Annotated in this window: 15 protein-coding genes; 8 read left to right on the top strand and 7 right to left on the bottom strand. The window is 69.0% G+C overall.

What is annotated here, in order from left to right:
- Positions 1–227: 227 nt before the first annotated feature.
- Entirely contained in the window at positions 228–1505 is a 1278-nt protein-coding gene (locus AB0I54_RS34130; protein ID WP_363300119.1) for an ABC transporter substrate-binding protein, read from the bottom strand.
- 224 nt (positions 1506–1729) lie between these two features.
- Here AB0I54_RS34130 and AB0I54_RS34125 point away from each other — a divergent pair, with 224 nt between their 5' ends.
- Complete coding sequence (locus AB0I54_RS34125) at positions 1730–2266, top strand: nuclear transport factor 2 family protein (RefSeq protein WP_363300118.1); 537 nt, start codon at positions 1730–1732, stop codon at positions 2264–2266.
- Between the two features lie 32 nt (positions 2267–2298).
- Here AB0I54_RS34125 and AB0I54_RS34120 read toward each other — a convergent pair whose 3' ends face one another.
- Together AB0I54_RS34120 and AB0I54_RS34115 are read right to left on the bottom strand one after the other, a co-directional pair.
- The gene (locus AB0I54_RS34120) at positions 2299–3054 is read right to left on the bottom strand and encodes an SDR family NAD(P)-dependent oxidoreductase (RefSeq protein ID WP_363300117.1); all 756 of its coding nucleotides are present in this window, start codon (positions 3052–3054) and stop codon (positions 2299–2301) included.
- A complete protein-coding gene (locus tag AB0I54_RS34115; protein WP_363300116.1) occupies positions 3055–3270 on the bottom strand; it encodes a ferredoxin in 216 nt (71 codons plus the stop codon).
- A gap of 187 nt (positions 3271–3457) precedes the next feature.
- On the opposite strand from AB0I54_RS34115, the gene AB0I54_RS34110 reads away from it, so the two are divergent.
- Positions 3458–4687: a cytochrome P450 gene (locus tag AB0I54_RS34110; RefSeq protein WP_363300115.1), complete on the top strand. Its 1230-nt coding sequence runs from the start codon at positions 3458–3460 to the stop codon at positions 4685–4687.
- Positions 4688–4691: 4 nt separating this feature from the next.
- Here AB0I54_RS34110 and AB0I54_RS34105 read toward each other — a convergent pair whose 3' ends face one another.
- Positions 4692–6029: a 4Fe-4S dicluster domain-containing protein gene (locus AB0I54_RS34105; RefSeq protein ID WP_363300114.1), complete on the bottom strand. Its 1338-nt coding sequence runs from the start codon at positions 6027–6029 to the stop codon at positions 4692–4694.
- A 98-nt stretch (positions 6030–6127) separates the two neighbouring features.
- Between AB0I54_RS34105 and AB0I54_RS34100 the strand changes: the two genes are divergently transcribed.
- Both AB0I54_RS34100 and AB0I54_RS34095 read left to right on the top strand, forming a co-directional pair.
- A complete protein-coding gene (locus AB0I54_RS34100) occupies positions 6128–7363 on the top strand; it encodes a cytochrome P450 (protein WP_363300113.1) in 1236 nt (411 codons plus the stop codon).
- Between the two features lie 11 nt (positions 7364–7374).
- Positions 7375–8508 carry an amidohydrolase family protein gene (locus AB0I54_RS34095; protein ID WP_363300112.1) on the top strand — a complete coding sequence of 378 codons (1134 nt, stop codon included), beginning with the start codon at positions 7375–7377 and terminating at the stop codon, positions 8506–8508.
- 28 nt (positions 8509–8536) lie between these two features.
- Here the strand turns inward: AB0I54_RS34095 and AB0I54_RS34090 are convergent, their stop codons facing one another.
- The 3 genes from AB0I54_RS34090 to AB0I54_RS34080 are packed head-to-tail and all read right to left on the bottom strand — an operon-like array spanning position 8537 to position 11273.
- Positions 8537–9628, bottom strand: coding sequence for an amidohydrolase family protein (locus tag AB0I54_RS34090; protein WP_363300196.1), 1092 nt, complete (start codon positions 9626–9628; stop codon positions 8537–8539).
- Between the two features lie 5 nt (positions 9629–9633).
- Positions 9634–10737, bottom strand: a complete 1104-nt coding sequence (locus AB0I54_RS34085; protein ID WP_363300111.1) for an amidohydrolase family protein — start codon at positions 10735–10737, stop codon at positions 9634–9636.
- Complete coding sequence (locus tag AB0I54_RS34080) at positions 10734–11273, bottom strand: Rieske (2Fe-2S) protein (protein WP_363300110.1); 540 nt, start codon at positions 11271–11273, stop codon at positions 10734–10736. The genes AB0I54_RS34085 and AB0I54_RS34080 overlap by 4 nt, the downstream gene beginning before the upstream one ends.
- Before the next feature lie 69 nt (positions 11274–11342).
- On the opposite strand from AB0I54_RS34080, the gene AB0I54_RS34075 reads away from it, so the two are divergent.
- The 4 genes from AB0I54_RS34075 to AB0I54_RS34060 all read left to right on the top strand — a co-directional run bounded on the left by AB0I54_RS34075 (position 11343) and on the right by AB0I54_RS34060 (position 15503).
- Positions 11343–12515, top strand: a complete 1173-nt coding sequence (locus AB0I54_RS34075; RefSeq protein WP_363300109.1) for an amidohydrolase family protein — start codon at positions 11343–11345, stop codon at positions 12513–12515.
- The gene (locus AB0I54_RS34070; RefSeq protein ID WP_363300108.1) at positions 12512–13984 is read left to right on the top strand and encodes an MFS transporter; all 1473 of its coding nucleotides are present in this window, start codon (positions 12512–12514) and stop codon (positions 13982–13984) included. The genes AB0I54_RS34075 and AB0I54_RS34070 overlap by 4 nt, the downstream gene beginning before the upstream one ends.
- A 78-nt stretch (positions 13985–14062) precedes the next feature.
- Entirely contained in the window at positions 14063–15013 is a 951-nt protein-coding gene (locus AB0I54_RS34065) for a PDR/VanB family oxidoreductase (RefSeq protein WP_363300195.1), read from the top strand.
- Between the two features lie 10 nt (positions 15014–15023).
- Positions 15024–15503, top strand: coding sequence for a VOC family protein (locus AB0I54_RS34060; protein WP_363300107.1), 480 nt, complete (start codon positions 15024–15026; stop codon positions 15501–15503).
- Positions 15504–15546 lie beyond the last annotated feature (43 nt).

The following is a 15546-nucleotide window of genomic DNA, read 5'->3' as shown; positions in this document are numbered from 1 at the left end:
ATGGGCACAAGCCTCGCCCCTCGGTCGAACGGAACCTCCTCGCCGCGACGGCCGGCGCCATGGCCTCGCCGAGCATCGTGCAGGCGACCGCTCCATCGCCCCGTCGATGAGCCGCTCGCAGTCGATGAGTTCGCTCGCAGCGACCGTGAGGACACGTCCGATCACGGCACGAAGCCCGCGCCCCAAGGGGGGCGCGGGCTTCGTGCCGCTAGTGCTGCGGGAACGGTTCAGTAGCCGATGCAGGTGCTGGCGAGGTCTCCCTTGGCACCGTTGCCGGACTTGTTCGGCTCGATGCTCTCGGGGTTGTCCTTGCCGGCGTCGAACTTGAAGAGCCAGCTGCACCCGACCGGCTTCGAGGGCTTGCCCTTCGTGAAGGTGATCGGCTCGGGAAGCAGGCCGTCCAGGGTCTCGTTCTTGACCGTGTACATGGCGTCCATGACGGTCTTACGCGTGATCTCCGACGGCTTGGCCGTCGCCAGGGCCTTCTTCAGCAGCTCGAAGGAGGACCAGACGGCGGTGGAGTTGCCCGAGGTCCAGATGCCGTCGGGGGAGTACTTGGCCATGGCGTCGCGGTAGGTCTTGACCGGCTCGGCCTTGGACCACCACGGGAAGCCGTTGCTGCCGCCCGCGGAACGGAAGCCCGGGACCTTGCCGAAGGCCTTCTGGTCGAAGCCGGAGTTGATAACCGAGAAGACGCCGGTGTAACCCTGCTGGAGGCAGTCCGCGGCGAAGCGCGTGCCGGTGGCGAAGCCGATGTTGAAGGCGATCGCGTCGGCGCCGTCACGGATGAAGGAGAGGCACTCGGCCGTGTAGGAGGAGGCCGAGGAGGAGATCAGCTGCGTGCCGACCCCCTTCATGCCGATCGACTTGGCGTAGTTCATCGCCTTGCCGCCGTTCTCCTGGCACACGGCGACCTCGGCGCACGCGGCCCAGCCGAAGTTCTTGCCGCCGGCCGCCTTGGCCTGGTCGGCGTACGCCTTGACGGTGTAGTCCGAGCCGGAGACGTCCTGGAACACGCCGGGGAGGGCGGACCAGAGGAGGTCGCTCGAGCCGCCGCCGGAGATGATCGCGACCGGAGTGTTCGTGAACAGCTTCGTCATCGCGCCTTCGGCCACCAGGTCCGTGAGGAAGATGGCGTCGACGGAGTCGTCGTTGAGGAACTGCTTGGCCACCGAGGTGGCGCCGGGCACGGTGTTCTTCGTGTCGACGACCTTGATCTCGACGGGGTGGCCGTTCACACCGCCGTGCGAGTTCGTGTACTCCTGCCAGGCGTGGGCCACGGCCTGGGCGCCGAGGCCGTTGGTGGCCTGAGGGCCGGACAGGGACGCGCCGTAGCCGATCTTGATCGGTTCGCCGGTCAGCGCCGGTGCCGCCTTGTCCGATGTGTCGTTCGACGTCGACGCGTTGTCGTCGCTGCTGCTGCAAGCGCTGAGCGCCAAACAGCCGACAGCCAGGACGGCTCCGAACTTCAGGGCCCGCGTCCGGGTGAGGATCCTGCGTGGCACTAGAGACTCCTAATGGTGATCAGCTCTCCCGTCTCGGTGACGGGCTCCCTGCGCGCAGAACTTAGACGGGTAGAGCATTACTTGTCCATTGGTCGTGCATGGTTAGAAATCGAATAGAGATGTGCGTCGCCAGTCGGCTCCGCAGGTCTGGCCCGGGGAGGACGGGTGCAAGTAGGGTGCCCTTAACACAACAGCAAATCAATAGAGCGAAGCGAGGAGTACCCATGGGTGTGGTTCCGGACCTGGAGACGCTGGCCGACAAGCTGGCCCTCACCGAGCTGGTCGCCCGACTGGAGCAGGCGGTGGACCGTAAGGACCGCGAGGGGATCCTCGCGTGCTACTCGCAGAAGTCCTTCGACGACCACGGCCGCTGGCGCGGCAGCGGCGAGGAGTTCGCGGAGTTCATCTGCAACAACCCCGGCTTCACCACGGCCTCGAAGTTCATCTACCACCTGATGGGCCAGTCGATCTTCGAGATCGAGGGCGACGAGGCCTACGGCGAGTCCTACTTCGCCTACTGGATGCAGACCTCCGAGGACCGGCTCTACCAGTCGATCGGCCGCTACCTCGACTACTTCGAGCGCGCCGACGACGGCTGGCGGATCACCTACCGCCGCGTCGTCATGGAGTGGGACGGCACGCTCGTCGCCGAGAACGCCGTCCCCGGCGGCCACTTCCGCGGCACCCGCGACAAGACCGACCCGCTCTACAAGCGGCTCAAGTGGCCGGAGAACCCGGAGTCCAAGACCTCCGCCGGCTGAGGCCCGAGGAGGGCCGACGGCCGGCTCGCCGCTCAGATCGAGAGCCCGCCGTCGGCTACCAGGATCTGGCCGGTCACGAACGAGGCGTCGTCCGACAGCAGGAACGCGACGACGCCGGCCACCTCGGCCGGCTCGGCCACCCGCCCCATCGGGATCCGGTCCAGCAGACGCGCCTGCTTGTCGGGCTCGTCCAGGAGGCGGTCGATCATCGCCGTGCGCATGTGCCCCGGTCCCACCGCGTTGACCCGGACGCCGTCCCGGGCGTGATCCCGTGCCGCGGCCCGGGTCAGCCCGAGGACGCCGTGCTTGGCCGCCGCGTACGACGTCACCCCGGCCGATTGGACCGTCGTGCTCGTGTACGACGCGACGTTCACGACGGCGCCCCGCCCGGCCGGCACCATCACCGCCAGTTCCGCCCGCTGACACCGGAACACCGCGTTGAGGTTCAGTTCGAGCGTCGAGAGCCACAACTCCTCGTCGTACCCCGACGACGGTTGCGGCGGCGGGCTCACCCCCGCGTTGTTCACCGCCCCGTCGAGTCGCCCCCAGCGGTCCACGGCCGCCGCCACCAGCCTCGCCGGCACCGCGGCATCGGCCAGGTCCCCGGGGACGGCCAGCGCCTCGACCCCGTGCCCGCGTGCCGCCGCGGCGACCGCCTCGCAGCGATCGCGTCGACGCCCGGTCAGGACCAGGTGCGCCCCTTCCGACGCCAGCCGCAGGGCCACGGCCTCACCGAGCCCGCTCGTCGCCCCGGTGACCAGGACGACGCGACCTTCGAACCGGCGCACTCAGCCGACCAGCCGGATCGCCTGCATCGGGCACATGTCGACGGCCGAGGAGACGGCGTCCTCGTCGGCGCCGTCGAGCTCGGCCGAGGTGTACTCGTCCGAGGCCTCACCTCGGTAGGAGAGCTGTCCTTCGTCGTCGAGGGCGAACAGGCCGGGTGCGGCGAACGTGCACTGGCCGTGGTTCTCGCACTGTTCCAGGTCGACGGCGAACTTCATGCTGAATCTCCTTCGCGGGCGGCCGTCACCAGGGGAAGTCGCCTGGAGCTCGGCATGGTCGCCATTGACGTCAGTTGTACCTGACGGCACGATAAGCAGACAACTAGAACACCATAGAAACTAGGGTGCCGCAGGACGCGGCGTCGGGCGTCAACATGCACCAGACAACTGTGAATCGGAGCTGTAGATGACCACTGTCCCCGCTCAGAGTCAGGCTCCTGACCTGCTCGATCCGACGCTCTACGCCGACGGGGTCCCCTACGCCGAGCTGGCCTGGCTGCGTCAGCACGACCCCGTGCACTGGCACGAGGAACCGGGCGACGGCCCCGGGTTCTGGGCCCTGACTCGCTACCGCGACGTCAAGGCGGTCGAGGCCGACTCGGCCACGTTCTCCTCCGAACCCTCCACGGTCATCGTCGACACCGTCTCGATGACGACGGGCACCGCCAAGCACCTGCTGATGTCCGACCCGCCGCACCACACCGCGCACCGCAAGGTGCTGGGCGAGGAACTCGCCCCGATCGTCGTGCGCGGCATGCGGGACCAGTTGCAGACCGTCGTGGACGAGGTGGTCGACGAGATCGTGGAGACGGGGGAGTGCGACGTCGTCGCCGACCTCGGCGGCAAGCTGGCGTCCTACGTGACGGCCGACCTGCTCGGCATCTCGCGCCCGGAGGCGGTGGAGTTGTGCCACGCGGCCGACATCCTCACTCGTGGCGGGAGCAAGGAGGAAGGGCCCGGCCTGGCGGCCACCCGGACGATGTTCCGCCACGCGGCAGTGGCGTGGGAGGACCGTAAGGCGCACCGGACCGACGACATGCTCGGCCGCATCGCCTGCGCCGAGATCCTCGGCGTGCCCGTGGACCAGGTGCAGTTCTCCATGGACTTCCTGCTCCTGGTCACCGCCGGCAGCGACACCACACGCAATGTCGTCGCCGCCGGCATGGCCGCGTTCTTCGAGAATCCCGAGCAGTGGCACATGCTCAAGGAAGACACCTCGCTGCTGCCCGCAGCGGTCGAGGAGGTCCTGCGGATCGCCACGCCGATCACCTATCAGCGTCGTACCGCGACCAGGGACACCGAGATCGCCGGGACACCGATCACGCGGGGGCAGAAGGTGGTCTCGTGGTACGTGGCCGCGAACCGTGATCCGGAGGTGTTCGCCGATCCGGACCGCTTCGACATCACCAGAGCCCCGAATCCGCACGTCGCCTTCGGCGCCGGGCGGCACTTCTGCCTGGGCTCGCACCTTGCCCGCCTGGAGTTGGCGCTCATGTTCGAGGCCATCGTCACGCGGCTGGCGGACCTGCGCCCGACGGCGCCCTGGCGCTACCGGCAGTCACCGATCGCTCCGTCGGTGCTCGGCCCGGCCGTGATGCCGGCGGCGTTCACGCCCGGGCCGCGCGTCCGTTCCTGAGGCCTCAGTACCCCAGCGCCTCGACATGGTCGCCGTCGGTCTCGTCCGGCTTGTCTTCGGGCTTCACCCAGCCGATCGGCTCCTTGCGGTTCGGGTCGAACTCGAAGCCCGGCGTCTCGAACACCTCCAGCGGCAGCCGCGGACGGTCGCCCGGGCCGTAGTGCTTGCCGTCCAGGGGCCAGTCGAAGCCTTCGAGGTCGTCGGTGTTCTTGCCGAGGATCTTGCCGCTGCGGTCGAACTCCTCCAGGACGGCGGGCAGTCCGAAGCGCTGCACCGGGCAGACCTTCATGCAGACCGAGCAGCCGGCCGTCTTGCCCATCACCGGGAGGCAGCGCTTGGTGTTGAGCTTGGCCTTGACGACGCCGCGGCTCTCCTTGCGATTGGCCGGGATCGCGCCCGCCGGGCAGCGGCGCACGCAGATCTGGCACTCGTTGCAGACGCCCTCCAAGCCGTAGTCGACCGGCTGATCGTGCACGAACGGGGCGTTGGTCGACATCACGTGGATCCGGCAGCGCGAGCCCGCGTGCGGTGTCAGCAGCTGGCCGTTGAGGCCGAGCTGCCCCAGGCCGGCGGCCACGGCGTACGGGATCACCATCGACTCGCCGACGAAGCCCTCGGGGCGCGCGTCGTAGCCCTGCGCACGGATCCACTCGGCCAGCAGGCGCATGCGGTCCTCCAGCCCGGCGTAGGCCGAGAGGGCGGCCTTCTCGGCCCGCAGCGACGGAGACATCTGGGTCGAGTCGAAGTTCTGCTCGATGATCCCGACGACGATGGTCTCGCCGACGCCCAAGCCGTGGTACTCGGCGTAGTTCCACTTGATGTCGTACGCGGTGACGCCGACGCCCGAGAGCCCGAGCCGGGCCGCTTCCTGCTTCATGGCGCGGGTCAGTTCCTCGGGCGTGACCGGTTTGGCCGCCGCCGTCGCGCCGGGTTCACGGTTCGACTTCGCCCGCCTCCGGGCCGCGCCCTGGACACGCGGCGACGTCGACAGCAGCGAGATCCACATGTGCCCGGTGGGGCTGTTCTGTCCGCGCATCTCCGGGTGCAGTCGGATGAAGTCGTGCAGCGGCGCCTCGTCGAACGCCTCCTGCTGGCGCTCGGGGAGCAGTTCGATGCCGGGGCCGGTGCGCAGGGCCTCGGCCGGGGCGGGCACCGGCGTCGTCCAGGGCCGCGTGTGCGGCGCTCGGCGGCGATGCGCCCAGATCGGCAGCCGGGGGATCCACCACATCTTCGGGCGGTAGGGGAGCGTCTTCTTCGCGATCGGGTAGAGCAGCTCGCCGAACTCGTGGCCCCAGCGCAGCAGCCTGAGCTGCAGGGCGTTGCGGTTGAAGCGTGGCGCCATGACGACCGTCCCCTCGTTTCGCCGTGTAATCTCCCTCGCTTGCTATAATAATGTTACTTTGGATGTCAAGTTGAGTTGTGACCTTATGGAGGTCGGCCTTGAAGCTGGCGGAGCGGGCGGAGCGGTTCTACGGCCTTGACGAGGAACTCCTGCGTGACCCATGGACGCTCTACGCGGACCTGCGGGAGCACGCGCCGGTCCTGCGGGTCGGGCCGGCCGTCGTCGTGACCCGGTACGACGACGTCAAGGAGCTGTTCCGGAACACCGACGGCTTCTCCAACAAGCGTTGGACCGGCAGCCGGGTCACACAGCGCCGGGCGTCGCTCGCGCCGGACGAGGTCGAGAAGTACGACTATCTGATCCGCCTCGACGTCAACCACATCGGCCAGAACGACCGGCCCAACCACACGCGGCTGCGGAAGTTCGTCAGCCAGGCGTTCTCCCGGCGGGCGATCGAGAAGCTGCGGGAGCGTGCCACCGGGATCGCCAACGACCTGTGCGACGAGATCGACGCCTCCGGTGACGATCCGTTCGATCTGGCCACGCTGTCCTGGCGGCTGCCCTTCCTGGTGGTCTGCTCGATGCTCGAGGTGCCCGACGCCGAGATCGCGACCTTCCGCTCGTGGGCCCTGGAGATCCGTCGCGGCCTGGGCACCAACTACGACAACCTCGACGCCGCGTTCGACGCCACGCAGCGTCTGGAGGCCTACGTCCTGGAGCTGATCCGGGAGCGGCGGGCCCGGGGCGTCGGCGACGGTGACGATCTGGTCGGCAACCTGGTGGCCGAGGACGCCGAGGGCACCGCCCCGCTGACCGACGCGGAGCTGGTCGCGATGTTCGCGGTCATGCTGACCACCGGCAATGCCAACGACATGATCTCCAACGCGGTGATCGCGCTGGACGAGCGCCCGGACCAGAAAGAACTGCTGCGCCAGGACCCGGCCCTGTTGCGCCCGGCGATCGAGGAGTTCCTGCGGTTCTGCCCGTCGGCGCACGGGGTTCACCGGGTCGCGGTGGGCGACCAGGAGATCGCCGGGTTCCCGGTCCGGGCCGGGGAGACCGTGCGGCTGGTGGTCGCGTCGGCCAACCACGACCCGGCCCGGTTCGCCGACCCCGACCGCCTCGACATCACGCGCAAGGACGCCCAGCACCAGCTCGACTTCGGCTTCGGCATCCACACCTGCCTCGGGCAGTGGCTGGCCCGGCTGGACATCGAGGTCGGGCTGCGGGTGCTGTACGAGCGCTACCCGGACCTGCGGGTCGCCGGGCCGTTCCGCTACCGCCGCGAGTACCAGTTCCGCGGGCCGGAGCGGCTGATGATCGCCAAGCACTGAAGGAGCCGGCCGTGACCGTTGTGGACACCAGCACCAAGCTGGGCATCATCGACACCGATGTCCACCCGCTCAAGCTGCGCGAGCGGCACCAGCGCGGCTCCGGCGTGCTGTCCTACCTGCCGCGGCGCTGGCAGGAGCGGGTCGAGGAGCTGGGCGTCGTCAGGGACCCGTGGGCGGGGGGCGAGCGGGTCCGGCTCACCGAGTTCCAGGCCCGCGGCGACGCCGTCACCCCTGATGGCAACCCGCCCGGCAGCGATCCCGGCTTCGCCGCCGAGCAGCTCCTCGACACGTACGAGATCAGCGCGGCGATCCTCAACGATCTGGGCGCCTTCGGCTCGACCGGGCTGAAGCACCAGCCGACCGGCTTCTCGGCCGCCTACTGCCGTGCGCTCAACGAACACCGCCGCGACACCTGGCTGGCCGCGGACTCGCGTTGGTACTCATCGATCAGTCTCTCCTACGAGCTGCCCGACCTCGCGGTGAAGGAGATCGAGCACTGCAGGACCGGGATGGGCGAGTACGGCGACCGCTTCCGCCAGGTGCTGTTCGCGCCCGACAACCTGCGCCCGCCCGGGCACCCGTCGTACTGGCCGATCTACGAGGCCTGCGAGCACCACGACCTGCCGGTCGCGTTCCACATCCTGACCGGCAACCGGGCTTCGCCCTCCGGCTCGTCGAACTACTACTACGAGCACCACGCCTACTACGTGGCCTACAACTTCCCGCTGGTGGCCAGCTACATCTTCGAGGGCGTCTTCGACCGGTTCCCGAATCTCAAGATCGCCCTGATCGAGCAGGGCTGGTCCTGGGTGCTGCAGTTCGGATCGAGGCTCGACGCCGTGGCGCGCACTTTGGGCTCGGAGGTGCGGCACCTGCAGAAAAAGCCGTCGGAGTACCTGCGGGACAACTTCTGGTTCTCCACGCAGCCGATGGAGGAGCCCGAGAAGCCGGAGCAGCTCGACGAGCTCCTGGACCTCATGTTCGACGAGGGCCTGGGCGACAAGCTGATGTTCTCCTCCGACTACGCCCACTGGGACTTCGACGAGCCTTCGGTGCTGCCGGCCAACCTCTCATTGGAGCGCCGAGCCTCGATCCTCGGCGGCAGCGCCAGCCGGCTCTACGGCATCGACCTGATTCCCGGTTAGGGCTACGAGGTCTGATCGCGCAGGGGAACTAAAGGCGGTACCACTCCCGTGCGTTGCCGGCCATGGTCGCCGCGCGCATCGACGCCGGCATCGCGCCCAGCAGCTGGGCCAGGTCGTCGTCGTGGGTGTGCGGGTAGTCGGTCGCGAACATCAGCAGGTCCTCGCGGCCGAGCCAGGCGATGGACGCGGCCAGGACGCGCTGCGAGGTCGCGTCGGTGGGTGCCGTCGACAACCGCAGGTGGTCGCGCAGGGTGTCGAACGGCGGCTCGGACAGCCACGGTACTTCGCGGCGCAGGCCCTTCCAGTCCTTGTTCATCCGCCATCCCCAGGCCGGCAGCCACTGGAAGCCGCCCTCCAGCGAGGCCACCCGAAGATCGGGCACGGCTTGGAACAGCCCTTCGGCCAGCATGCTGACCAACTGGGCGCCGAAGGCCTGCCATTCGGCGGCGTACTCCTCGATGAAGTACGAGGGGTAGCCCGTGGTCGAGGGGACGCCGTCGGCGGTGCCGCCGTAGTGCAGCCCGGCGACGAGGCCGCGCTCGGACATCGCCTCGAACACCGGGAAGAACATCCGCCGTCCCCAGAGGGCGTCGGTACGGACCGGCAGCAGTACCTGGACGAAGCCGGGGTGGTCACCGACGCGTCGCAGTTCGGCCAGCATCGCCTCCGGGTCGCGGGCCGGGAGGATCATCGACGCGCGAAGGCGTGGGTCCTGATCGAGATAGGTGGCGATCAGCCAGTCGTTCACGGCGCTGGCCATGGCGTTGTGCCAGTCCGGCTGCCGGATGCTGTCGATGCCGTAGTAGCAGTTGACGATGGCGTGATCGACCTCCCACGGGTCGAGCACGTGCTCGCGCAGCAGCGACAGGTCCGACGCCGGCGCGCGGCCGTCGGCGGGGCGCCACTCCGGGCGGCAGGTCCGCGGCGAGTTGGGCGGGTAGTGCGTGGCCACGCCCGGCGGCACTTGCCAGTTCCGCTCCAGGCACCAGTCGACCCACTGCCGGGACAGGAAGGGGAACAGCTCGCGCGCGAGTGGCGCGTTCGCGTGGACGTCGACGTCGATCACGGGCCCGTCCCAGACGGTCCGGCGGGTGGGGGCTCCGCCCAGCAGCGGCATCATGGCGGTCACGGGAGCCGGTACCAGGCGCGGGCGGTCTCGGCCATGAGCTTGGGCCGGGCCGGGTCGGGGAGGCCGGCCAGGAGGCGATCGACGTCGTCGTCATGGCCGCGGGGGTAGTCGGTGGCGAACATCAGAAGGTCGTCGCTGCGCAGCCAGCCGAGTGCGTTCCGCAGGTGGCGGGCGGCTTCGGGTGGGCCCAGCTCGGCGGGCGCCGCGGAGAACCGGAAGTGCCGGCGGATCACGTCCATCGGCGGCTCGGAGAGCCACGGCACCTCGCGGCGCAGGCCCTTCCAGTCCTTGTTCATCCGCCATCCCCAGGCCGGCAGCCACAGGAAGCCGCCCTCGATGACCGAGACCCGCAGGTCGGGCAGCTCCTGGAACAGCCCCTCGACCACCATGCTGGTGACCTGCGTGGCGAACGACTGCCATTCGGCGGCGTACTCCTCGATGAAGTACGAGGGGTAGCCCGTGGTCGAGGGGACGCCGTCGGCGGTGCCGCCGTAGTGCAGCCCGACGACGAGGTCGTGCTCGACGGCCGCCCGGAAGACCGGGAGGTGGATCCGGCGGCCCCAGAGCAGGTCGCTGCGGGCGGGGAGCAGGACCTGCTTGATCTGCGGGTGGTCGCCCAGGCGGTGGATCTCGCGGACCATCGCCTCGGGGTCGCGCACCGGGAGGACGAGCGAGCCGTACAGCCTTGCGTCCCTGGCCAGCCACTCGTGGACCAGCCAGTCGTTGACCGCCGAGGCCATCGCGTTGACCCAGTCCGGCTGCCGGATGCTGTCGATGCCGTAGTAGCAGTTGAGGATCGCGGCGTCGACCCTCCATGGGTCGAGGACGTGCTCCTGGAGGAGGGCGAGTTCGGAGGCCGGGACGCGGCCGTCGCCGGGGCGCCACTCCGGGCGGCAGGTACGAGGCGACTGCGGCGGGAAGTGCTGGCCCGGACCCGGCGGCGTCCTCCAATTCCGCTCGGTGCACCAGTCGATCCACTGCTGGGCGAGGTAGGGGAACAGGGCCGACGCGGACGGTACTTGGGCGTGGACATCGGCGTCGACGACCGGGCCGGTCCATACCGACTCGCGCGGGGTGGTGCCGAGGAGCGAGGTGGTCACGAGGCGGTCCGCCTTTCCGGGCGCCGAGGACGGAGGTCGACGACGAGGTAGTCGTCCTCGACCTCGATGGTCACGGTCTCGGCCTTGTACGGGCCGGGTTGCTTGCCGTCGCCGGTGTTCTGGCCGGCGGTCGCGGCGGCGTACTGGGCCGGGGTCATCGAGACAGCGCCGGACTCGACCTCGGTGGCGACCAGGGAGCCCTTCTCGACGTCGACGGCGTAGGGACGGCCGCGCATCCCGACCGGGTCGAAATAGGACTGCCCGGTGGTGACGTCGAACTCCCAGCCGTGCCAGGGGCAGGCGAGCAGCTGGTGATCGGTGTCGTAGACGTACTTCCCAGGGCGCTCGGCCGAGACGAGCGGCAGGAAGCGGCCGGCGCACAGGTCGGCACCGCGGTGCGGGCAGCGGTTGAGCAGCCCGTAGAACTCCCCCTTGACGTTGAAGATCGCGATGCTGCGGCCGTTGACGTCGACCGCCATCTTCTCGCCGTCGGCGAGGTCGGCGGCGCGGCCGACCACGAAGCGCTTGCTGGGCACACCCGCTCCCTTCCGAACATAACTGTTGCATGATAGTAGCTCGGATAGAAGCAGGTTGGAGGAGAAGCGATGACCCTGACCGTGCCCGACCCTCAGGTGGCCGCCGGACCGCTGAAGCTCGGCATCATCGATTGCGACGTGCACCCCCTGAAGCTGCGGGAGCATCAGCAGCGCGGTGCCGGGGTGCTGTCCTACCTGCCGGAACGCTGGCAGCGGCATGCGTCGGTGGCCGGCGTCCAGCGTGGCGGATGGGCCGGCGGAGACCGGCCGCGGCCGCGCGAGTACGGCCAGCGGTGGGACACCGAGACGCCAAGTGGCGGCCCGCCGGGCAGCGACCCGGTTTTCGCCGCCGAGCAGCTGCTGGACAAGTACGAGATCAGTGCCGGGCTGCTGAACGACCTGGGGGCGTTCCAGTCGGCCGGGCTGAAGGGGCAGCCGGCCGGGTTCTCGGCCGCGTACTGCCGGGCGCTCAACGAGCACCGCGTGGACAGCTGGCTCAAGCAGGATCCGCGCTGGTACGCCGCCCTGAACGTCCCCTACGAACTCCCGGATCTCGCCGTCGAGGAGATCGAGTTCGGCATGACGCAGTTCGACGGGTACTCCGCGAGGTTCAAGCAGATCATGCTGGCGCCGGACAACCTTCGCCCGCCCGGCCACCCGACGTACTGGCCGATCTACGAAGCCTGCGTCGAGTACGGCCTGCCGGTGACCTTCCACGTGCAGACCGGCAACCGCCCGACGCCTTCCGGCGGCCCGAGCTACTACCTCGAGGAGCACAACGACTACGCGGCCATGAACTTCCCGCTGGTCGCGAGCTACATCTTCGAAGGTGTCCTGGACCGGTTCCCGGACCTGAAGATCGTCCTCATCGAACTGGGCTGGTCCTGGGCGGTCCCACTGGCCTGGAGGCTGGACGCCGCGTACCGCGTGCTGGGCGACGAGGTGCCGCACCTGCAGAAGAAGCCGTCCGAGTACCTGCGTGACCACTTCTGGTTCGGCACACAGCCGATGGAGGAGCCGGAGGAGGGCCGCCATCTCGACGAGGTCTTCGACGCCTTCTACGACATGGGGCTGGGTGACCATCTGATGTACGCCTCGGACTACCCGCATTGGGACTTCGACGAGCCCGCGTCCGTGCCGGCGAACCTCTCGTTGGAGCAGCGAGCCGCTGTCCTCGGCGGCACGGCAAGCAAGCTCTACGGCATCGACCTGCTCCCCGGCCAGGGCTACGAGGTCAGGTGAGTGCGTCGGCCACAGCGGTGGACCAGGGTTCCGGGCCGGTGCCCGGTGGCCCGGATCGTCTGGTCCGGCTGGTGCTCGCCCTGGCTGTCGGGTCCTTCACCTTGCAGCAATGCTTCGTGACGCCGGTGCTTTCCCGGCTCCAGGTGGAGTACACCACCGATCAGGCCACGGTGACCTGGGTCCTGACCGTCTACCTGCTCGCCGCTTCGGTCGCGACACCGCTGCTCGGGCGAGCCGGTGACACCTGGGGCAAGAAGCGGATGTTCGTCCTGGCCCTCGCAGGAATGGCGGCCGGGGCGCTCGGAGCCGCGCTGGCGCCGAGCATCGGCTGGCTCCTTGCGGCCCGTGCGGTGCAGGGGGCGGCGGGGGCAGTGCTGCCGTTGTCCTTCGGGATCCTGCGCGACGTCTCCCGTCCCGAGCGGCTTTCCAGCGGCGTCAGTCTGATGACGTCGACCACCGCGGTGGGATTCGGCCTCGGGCTGGTCCTGGCCGGTCCAGTGGTCGACACTCTCGGGGTGCGCTGGCTGTTCTGGCTGCCGGCCGGCTTCGCAACGCTCATCGCGCTGGCCGTGCTGTGGGTGGTCCCGGAGTCGGCCTCCACCCGGGCCGCCCCTCCACCGCTGCTGCCCGCGCTGGCCCTCGGCGGCTGGCTGGGACTGTTCCTGCTCGGCGTCAGCCGTGGCGGCGCCTGGGGGTGGACGTCACCGTGGGTCCTGGGGATGTTCGCCGCGTCGGCTGTGCTCGTACTGATCTGGGTCCGCCTGGAGCGGCGCGCCCGCACCCCGCTGATCGATCTGCAGATGATGCGCTTGCGCGGCGTCTGGACCACGAACCTCATCGTGATGCTGTCGGGGTTCTCGATGTTCGCCCTGTTCGGATTCCTCCCTCAGCTGCTCCAGACGCCGGAAGCCGCCGGCTACGGCCTTGGTGCCACCGTCACCGAGTCCGGGCGCTTTCTGATCCCTTGGTCGCTGACTTCGTTCACCGCCGGAATGCTCGCCACCAGGATCATCCGCGCGACGTCGGTCCGCATCGTGATCTGCGCGTCCACGTTGCTGATGGCAACGGCGATGCTTCTGATCGCCTTCCTCCACTCCGCTTCCTGGGTGATCTACCTGGCCATGTCCTTGCACGGCGCCGGCTCCGGCTCGGTCCTGGCGGCCACGGCCCTGGTCGTCGTGCGGGTGGTGCCGCCCTGGCAGGTCGGCGTGGCCAGTGGCATGAATGCCAACATCCGTCTGGTCGGCGGCGCGGTCGGGGCCACGGTCATGGGTGTGATCGTGACCGGTCGTCTCACGGCCACCGGCTATCCGGCCGAGCGGGGCTACACCGTGGGCTTCCTGGTGCTCGCCGGTGTGTTCCTCCTGGCCCACGTCGCGGCATACGCCATCCCGAAGGCGGGCTTCGGCGCCGGGCGAACGGTGGCGGCGGAAGCGGCGGCCCCCGAGACCGTCATCGCCGACCCCTAGGCCGAACACGTCGCCTGGATCCTCCCTCTCGATCCAGTCAACCAATACAGCAAGTTATGTATTAGTCTTGTTCTTATGATGAACGAGCAGGGCCTGATCACTGTGAAGGTCCATGGGGTGCACCGGGTGGCCGAGGGGGTCGCCGCCTTCGAACTGGTACGGGAGGACGGCGAGCCGTTCCCGCAGTGGGCGCCAGGCGCTCATATCGACGTGGTCATCGGGGAGGGTCTCGAGCGCCAGTACTCCTTGTGCGGCGACCCGGCCGACGACAAGACCTGGACCATCGCGGTGCTGCGGGAGCCCGAGAGCCGGGGTGGCTCCCGGCGGCTGCACGACGAGGTCACCGAGGGCACGTCCTTGGCTGTCCGCGGTCCCCGCAACGAGTTCCCGCTCGAGTCCAGCCCCCGGTATCTGTTCATCGCAGGCGGGATCGGCATCACCCCGCTGCTGCCGATGGTGCGAGCACTGGACGCCGTCGGCGCGGATTGGCGCCTGGTCTACGGCGGGCGTCGGGCGGACTCGATGGCCTTCGTCGACGACCTGGCCCAGCTCGGGAGCCGTGTCACGGTGTGGCCGGAGGACCAGCTCGGGCTGATTGATCTGGAGGCCGTGCTCGGCGAACCGGCCGACGGCGTCAAGGTCTACTGCTGTGGACCCGGCGCGCTGATCGACGCGGTGGAGGCACGGTGCGCCGAGTGGCCGCCCGGAGCCCTGCACGTCGAACGATTCCGGCCTCGCGAAGGGGCGCTGGACGGGGAGCGCGCCGGGTTTCAGGTCCGCCTGGACGCTTCGGGCCTGACGCTCGACGTCGGTCCCGACCAGAACATCGCCGAGGTGGTCGAGGCGGCCGGCGTCGACATCATGACCTCTTGCCGGGAGGGAACCTGCGGCACGTGCGAGACCACCGTTCTCGACGGCGTTCCCGACCACCGGGACTCCCTGCTGACCGAAGAGGAGAAGGCCGCCAACGACACGATGATGATCTGTTGCTCGCGGTCGCGGACCCCACTGCTGGTCCTCGATCTGTAGGAGGAGTGCCATGAAGCTTGCCTCGCACATTGCCATCGGTGTCCGCGATCTCGAGCGGTCCCTCGCCTTCTACCGCGACGTGCTCGGGATGACGGTGATCCGTGACGCCACCAACGAGCCGCCCATGGACGCGCTCTACGGCCCCGGCGTCGGCTCGACGCGCCGTCGTGAAGTGATGCTGAGGATGGGGGGCAACGAGGGGGAGGGGTACGGCGACCGCGTGTTCCTGGCCATCTCCCAGTCCGACGAGCCGGCCGACAACCAGCCGCTCACCCTGGAGCACATCGGGATCCATCACGTCGGGTTCTGGGTGGACGACATCCCCGCCCTGGCCGAACGGCTGCGCGCGGCCGGGTATGAACCCGTGTCGATCAAGGACACCGTCGGCGTCGGCTACGGCGAGTCGGCGGACCAGAGGATGCGGGCGATGTTCGTGAAGGACCCGGACGGGACCGTTCTTCAGTTCGACCAGCGAGTCCACACTTATTAACAGTGGTGTTACTATTGTGTTCGAAGGTATTTCGGAGAGGTGG

Source organism: Streptomyces sp. NPDC050625 (genome assembly GCF_040654755.1).
Classification (GTDB): Bacteria; Actinomycetota; Actinomycetes; order Streptomycetales; family Streptomycetaceae; genus Streptomyces.
This window is presented reverse-complemented; position numbering and strand designations above follow the sequence as displayed.

Coding starts and splice junctions, on each gene's coding strand:
- AB0I54_RS34125 (WP_363300118.1), top strand. CDS start 1,730: ATGGGTGTGGTTCCGGACCTGGAGACGCTGGCCGACAAGCTGGCCCTC.
- AB0I54_RS34115 (WP_363300116.1), bottom strand. CDS start 3,270: ATGAAGTTCGCCGTCGACCTGGAACAGTGCGAGAACCACGGCCAGTGC.
- AB0I54_RS34110 (WP_363300115.1), top strand. CDS start 3,458: ATGACCACTGTCCCCGCTCAGAGTCAGGCTCCTGACCTGCTCGATCCG.
- AB0I54_RS34105 (WP_363300114.1), bottom strand. CDS start 6,029: ATGGCGCCACGCTTCAACCGCAACGCCCTGCAGCTCAGGCTGCTGCGC.
- AB0I54_RS34090 (WP_363300196.1), bottom strand. CDS start 9,628: ATGATGCCGCTGCTGGGCGGAGCCCCCACCCGCCGGACCGTCTGGGAC.
- AB0I54_RS34075 (WP_363300109.1), top strand. CDS start 11,343: ATGACCCTGACCGTGCCCGACCCTCAGGTGGCCGCCGGACCGCTGAAG.
- AB0I54_RS34065 (WP_363300195.1), top strand. CDS start 14,063: ATGAACGAGCAGGGCCTGATCACTGTGAAGGTCCATGGGGTGCACCGG.
- AB0I54_RS34060 (WP_363300107.1), top strand. CDS start 15,024: ATGAAGCTTGCCTCGCACATTGCCATCGGTGTCCGCGATCTCGAGCGG.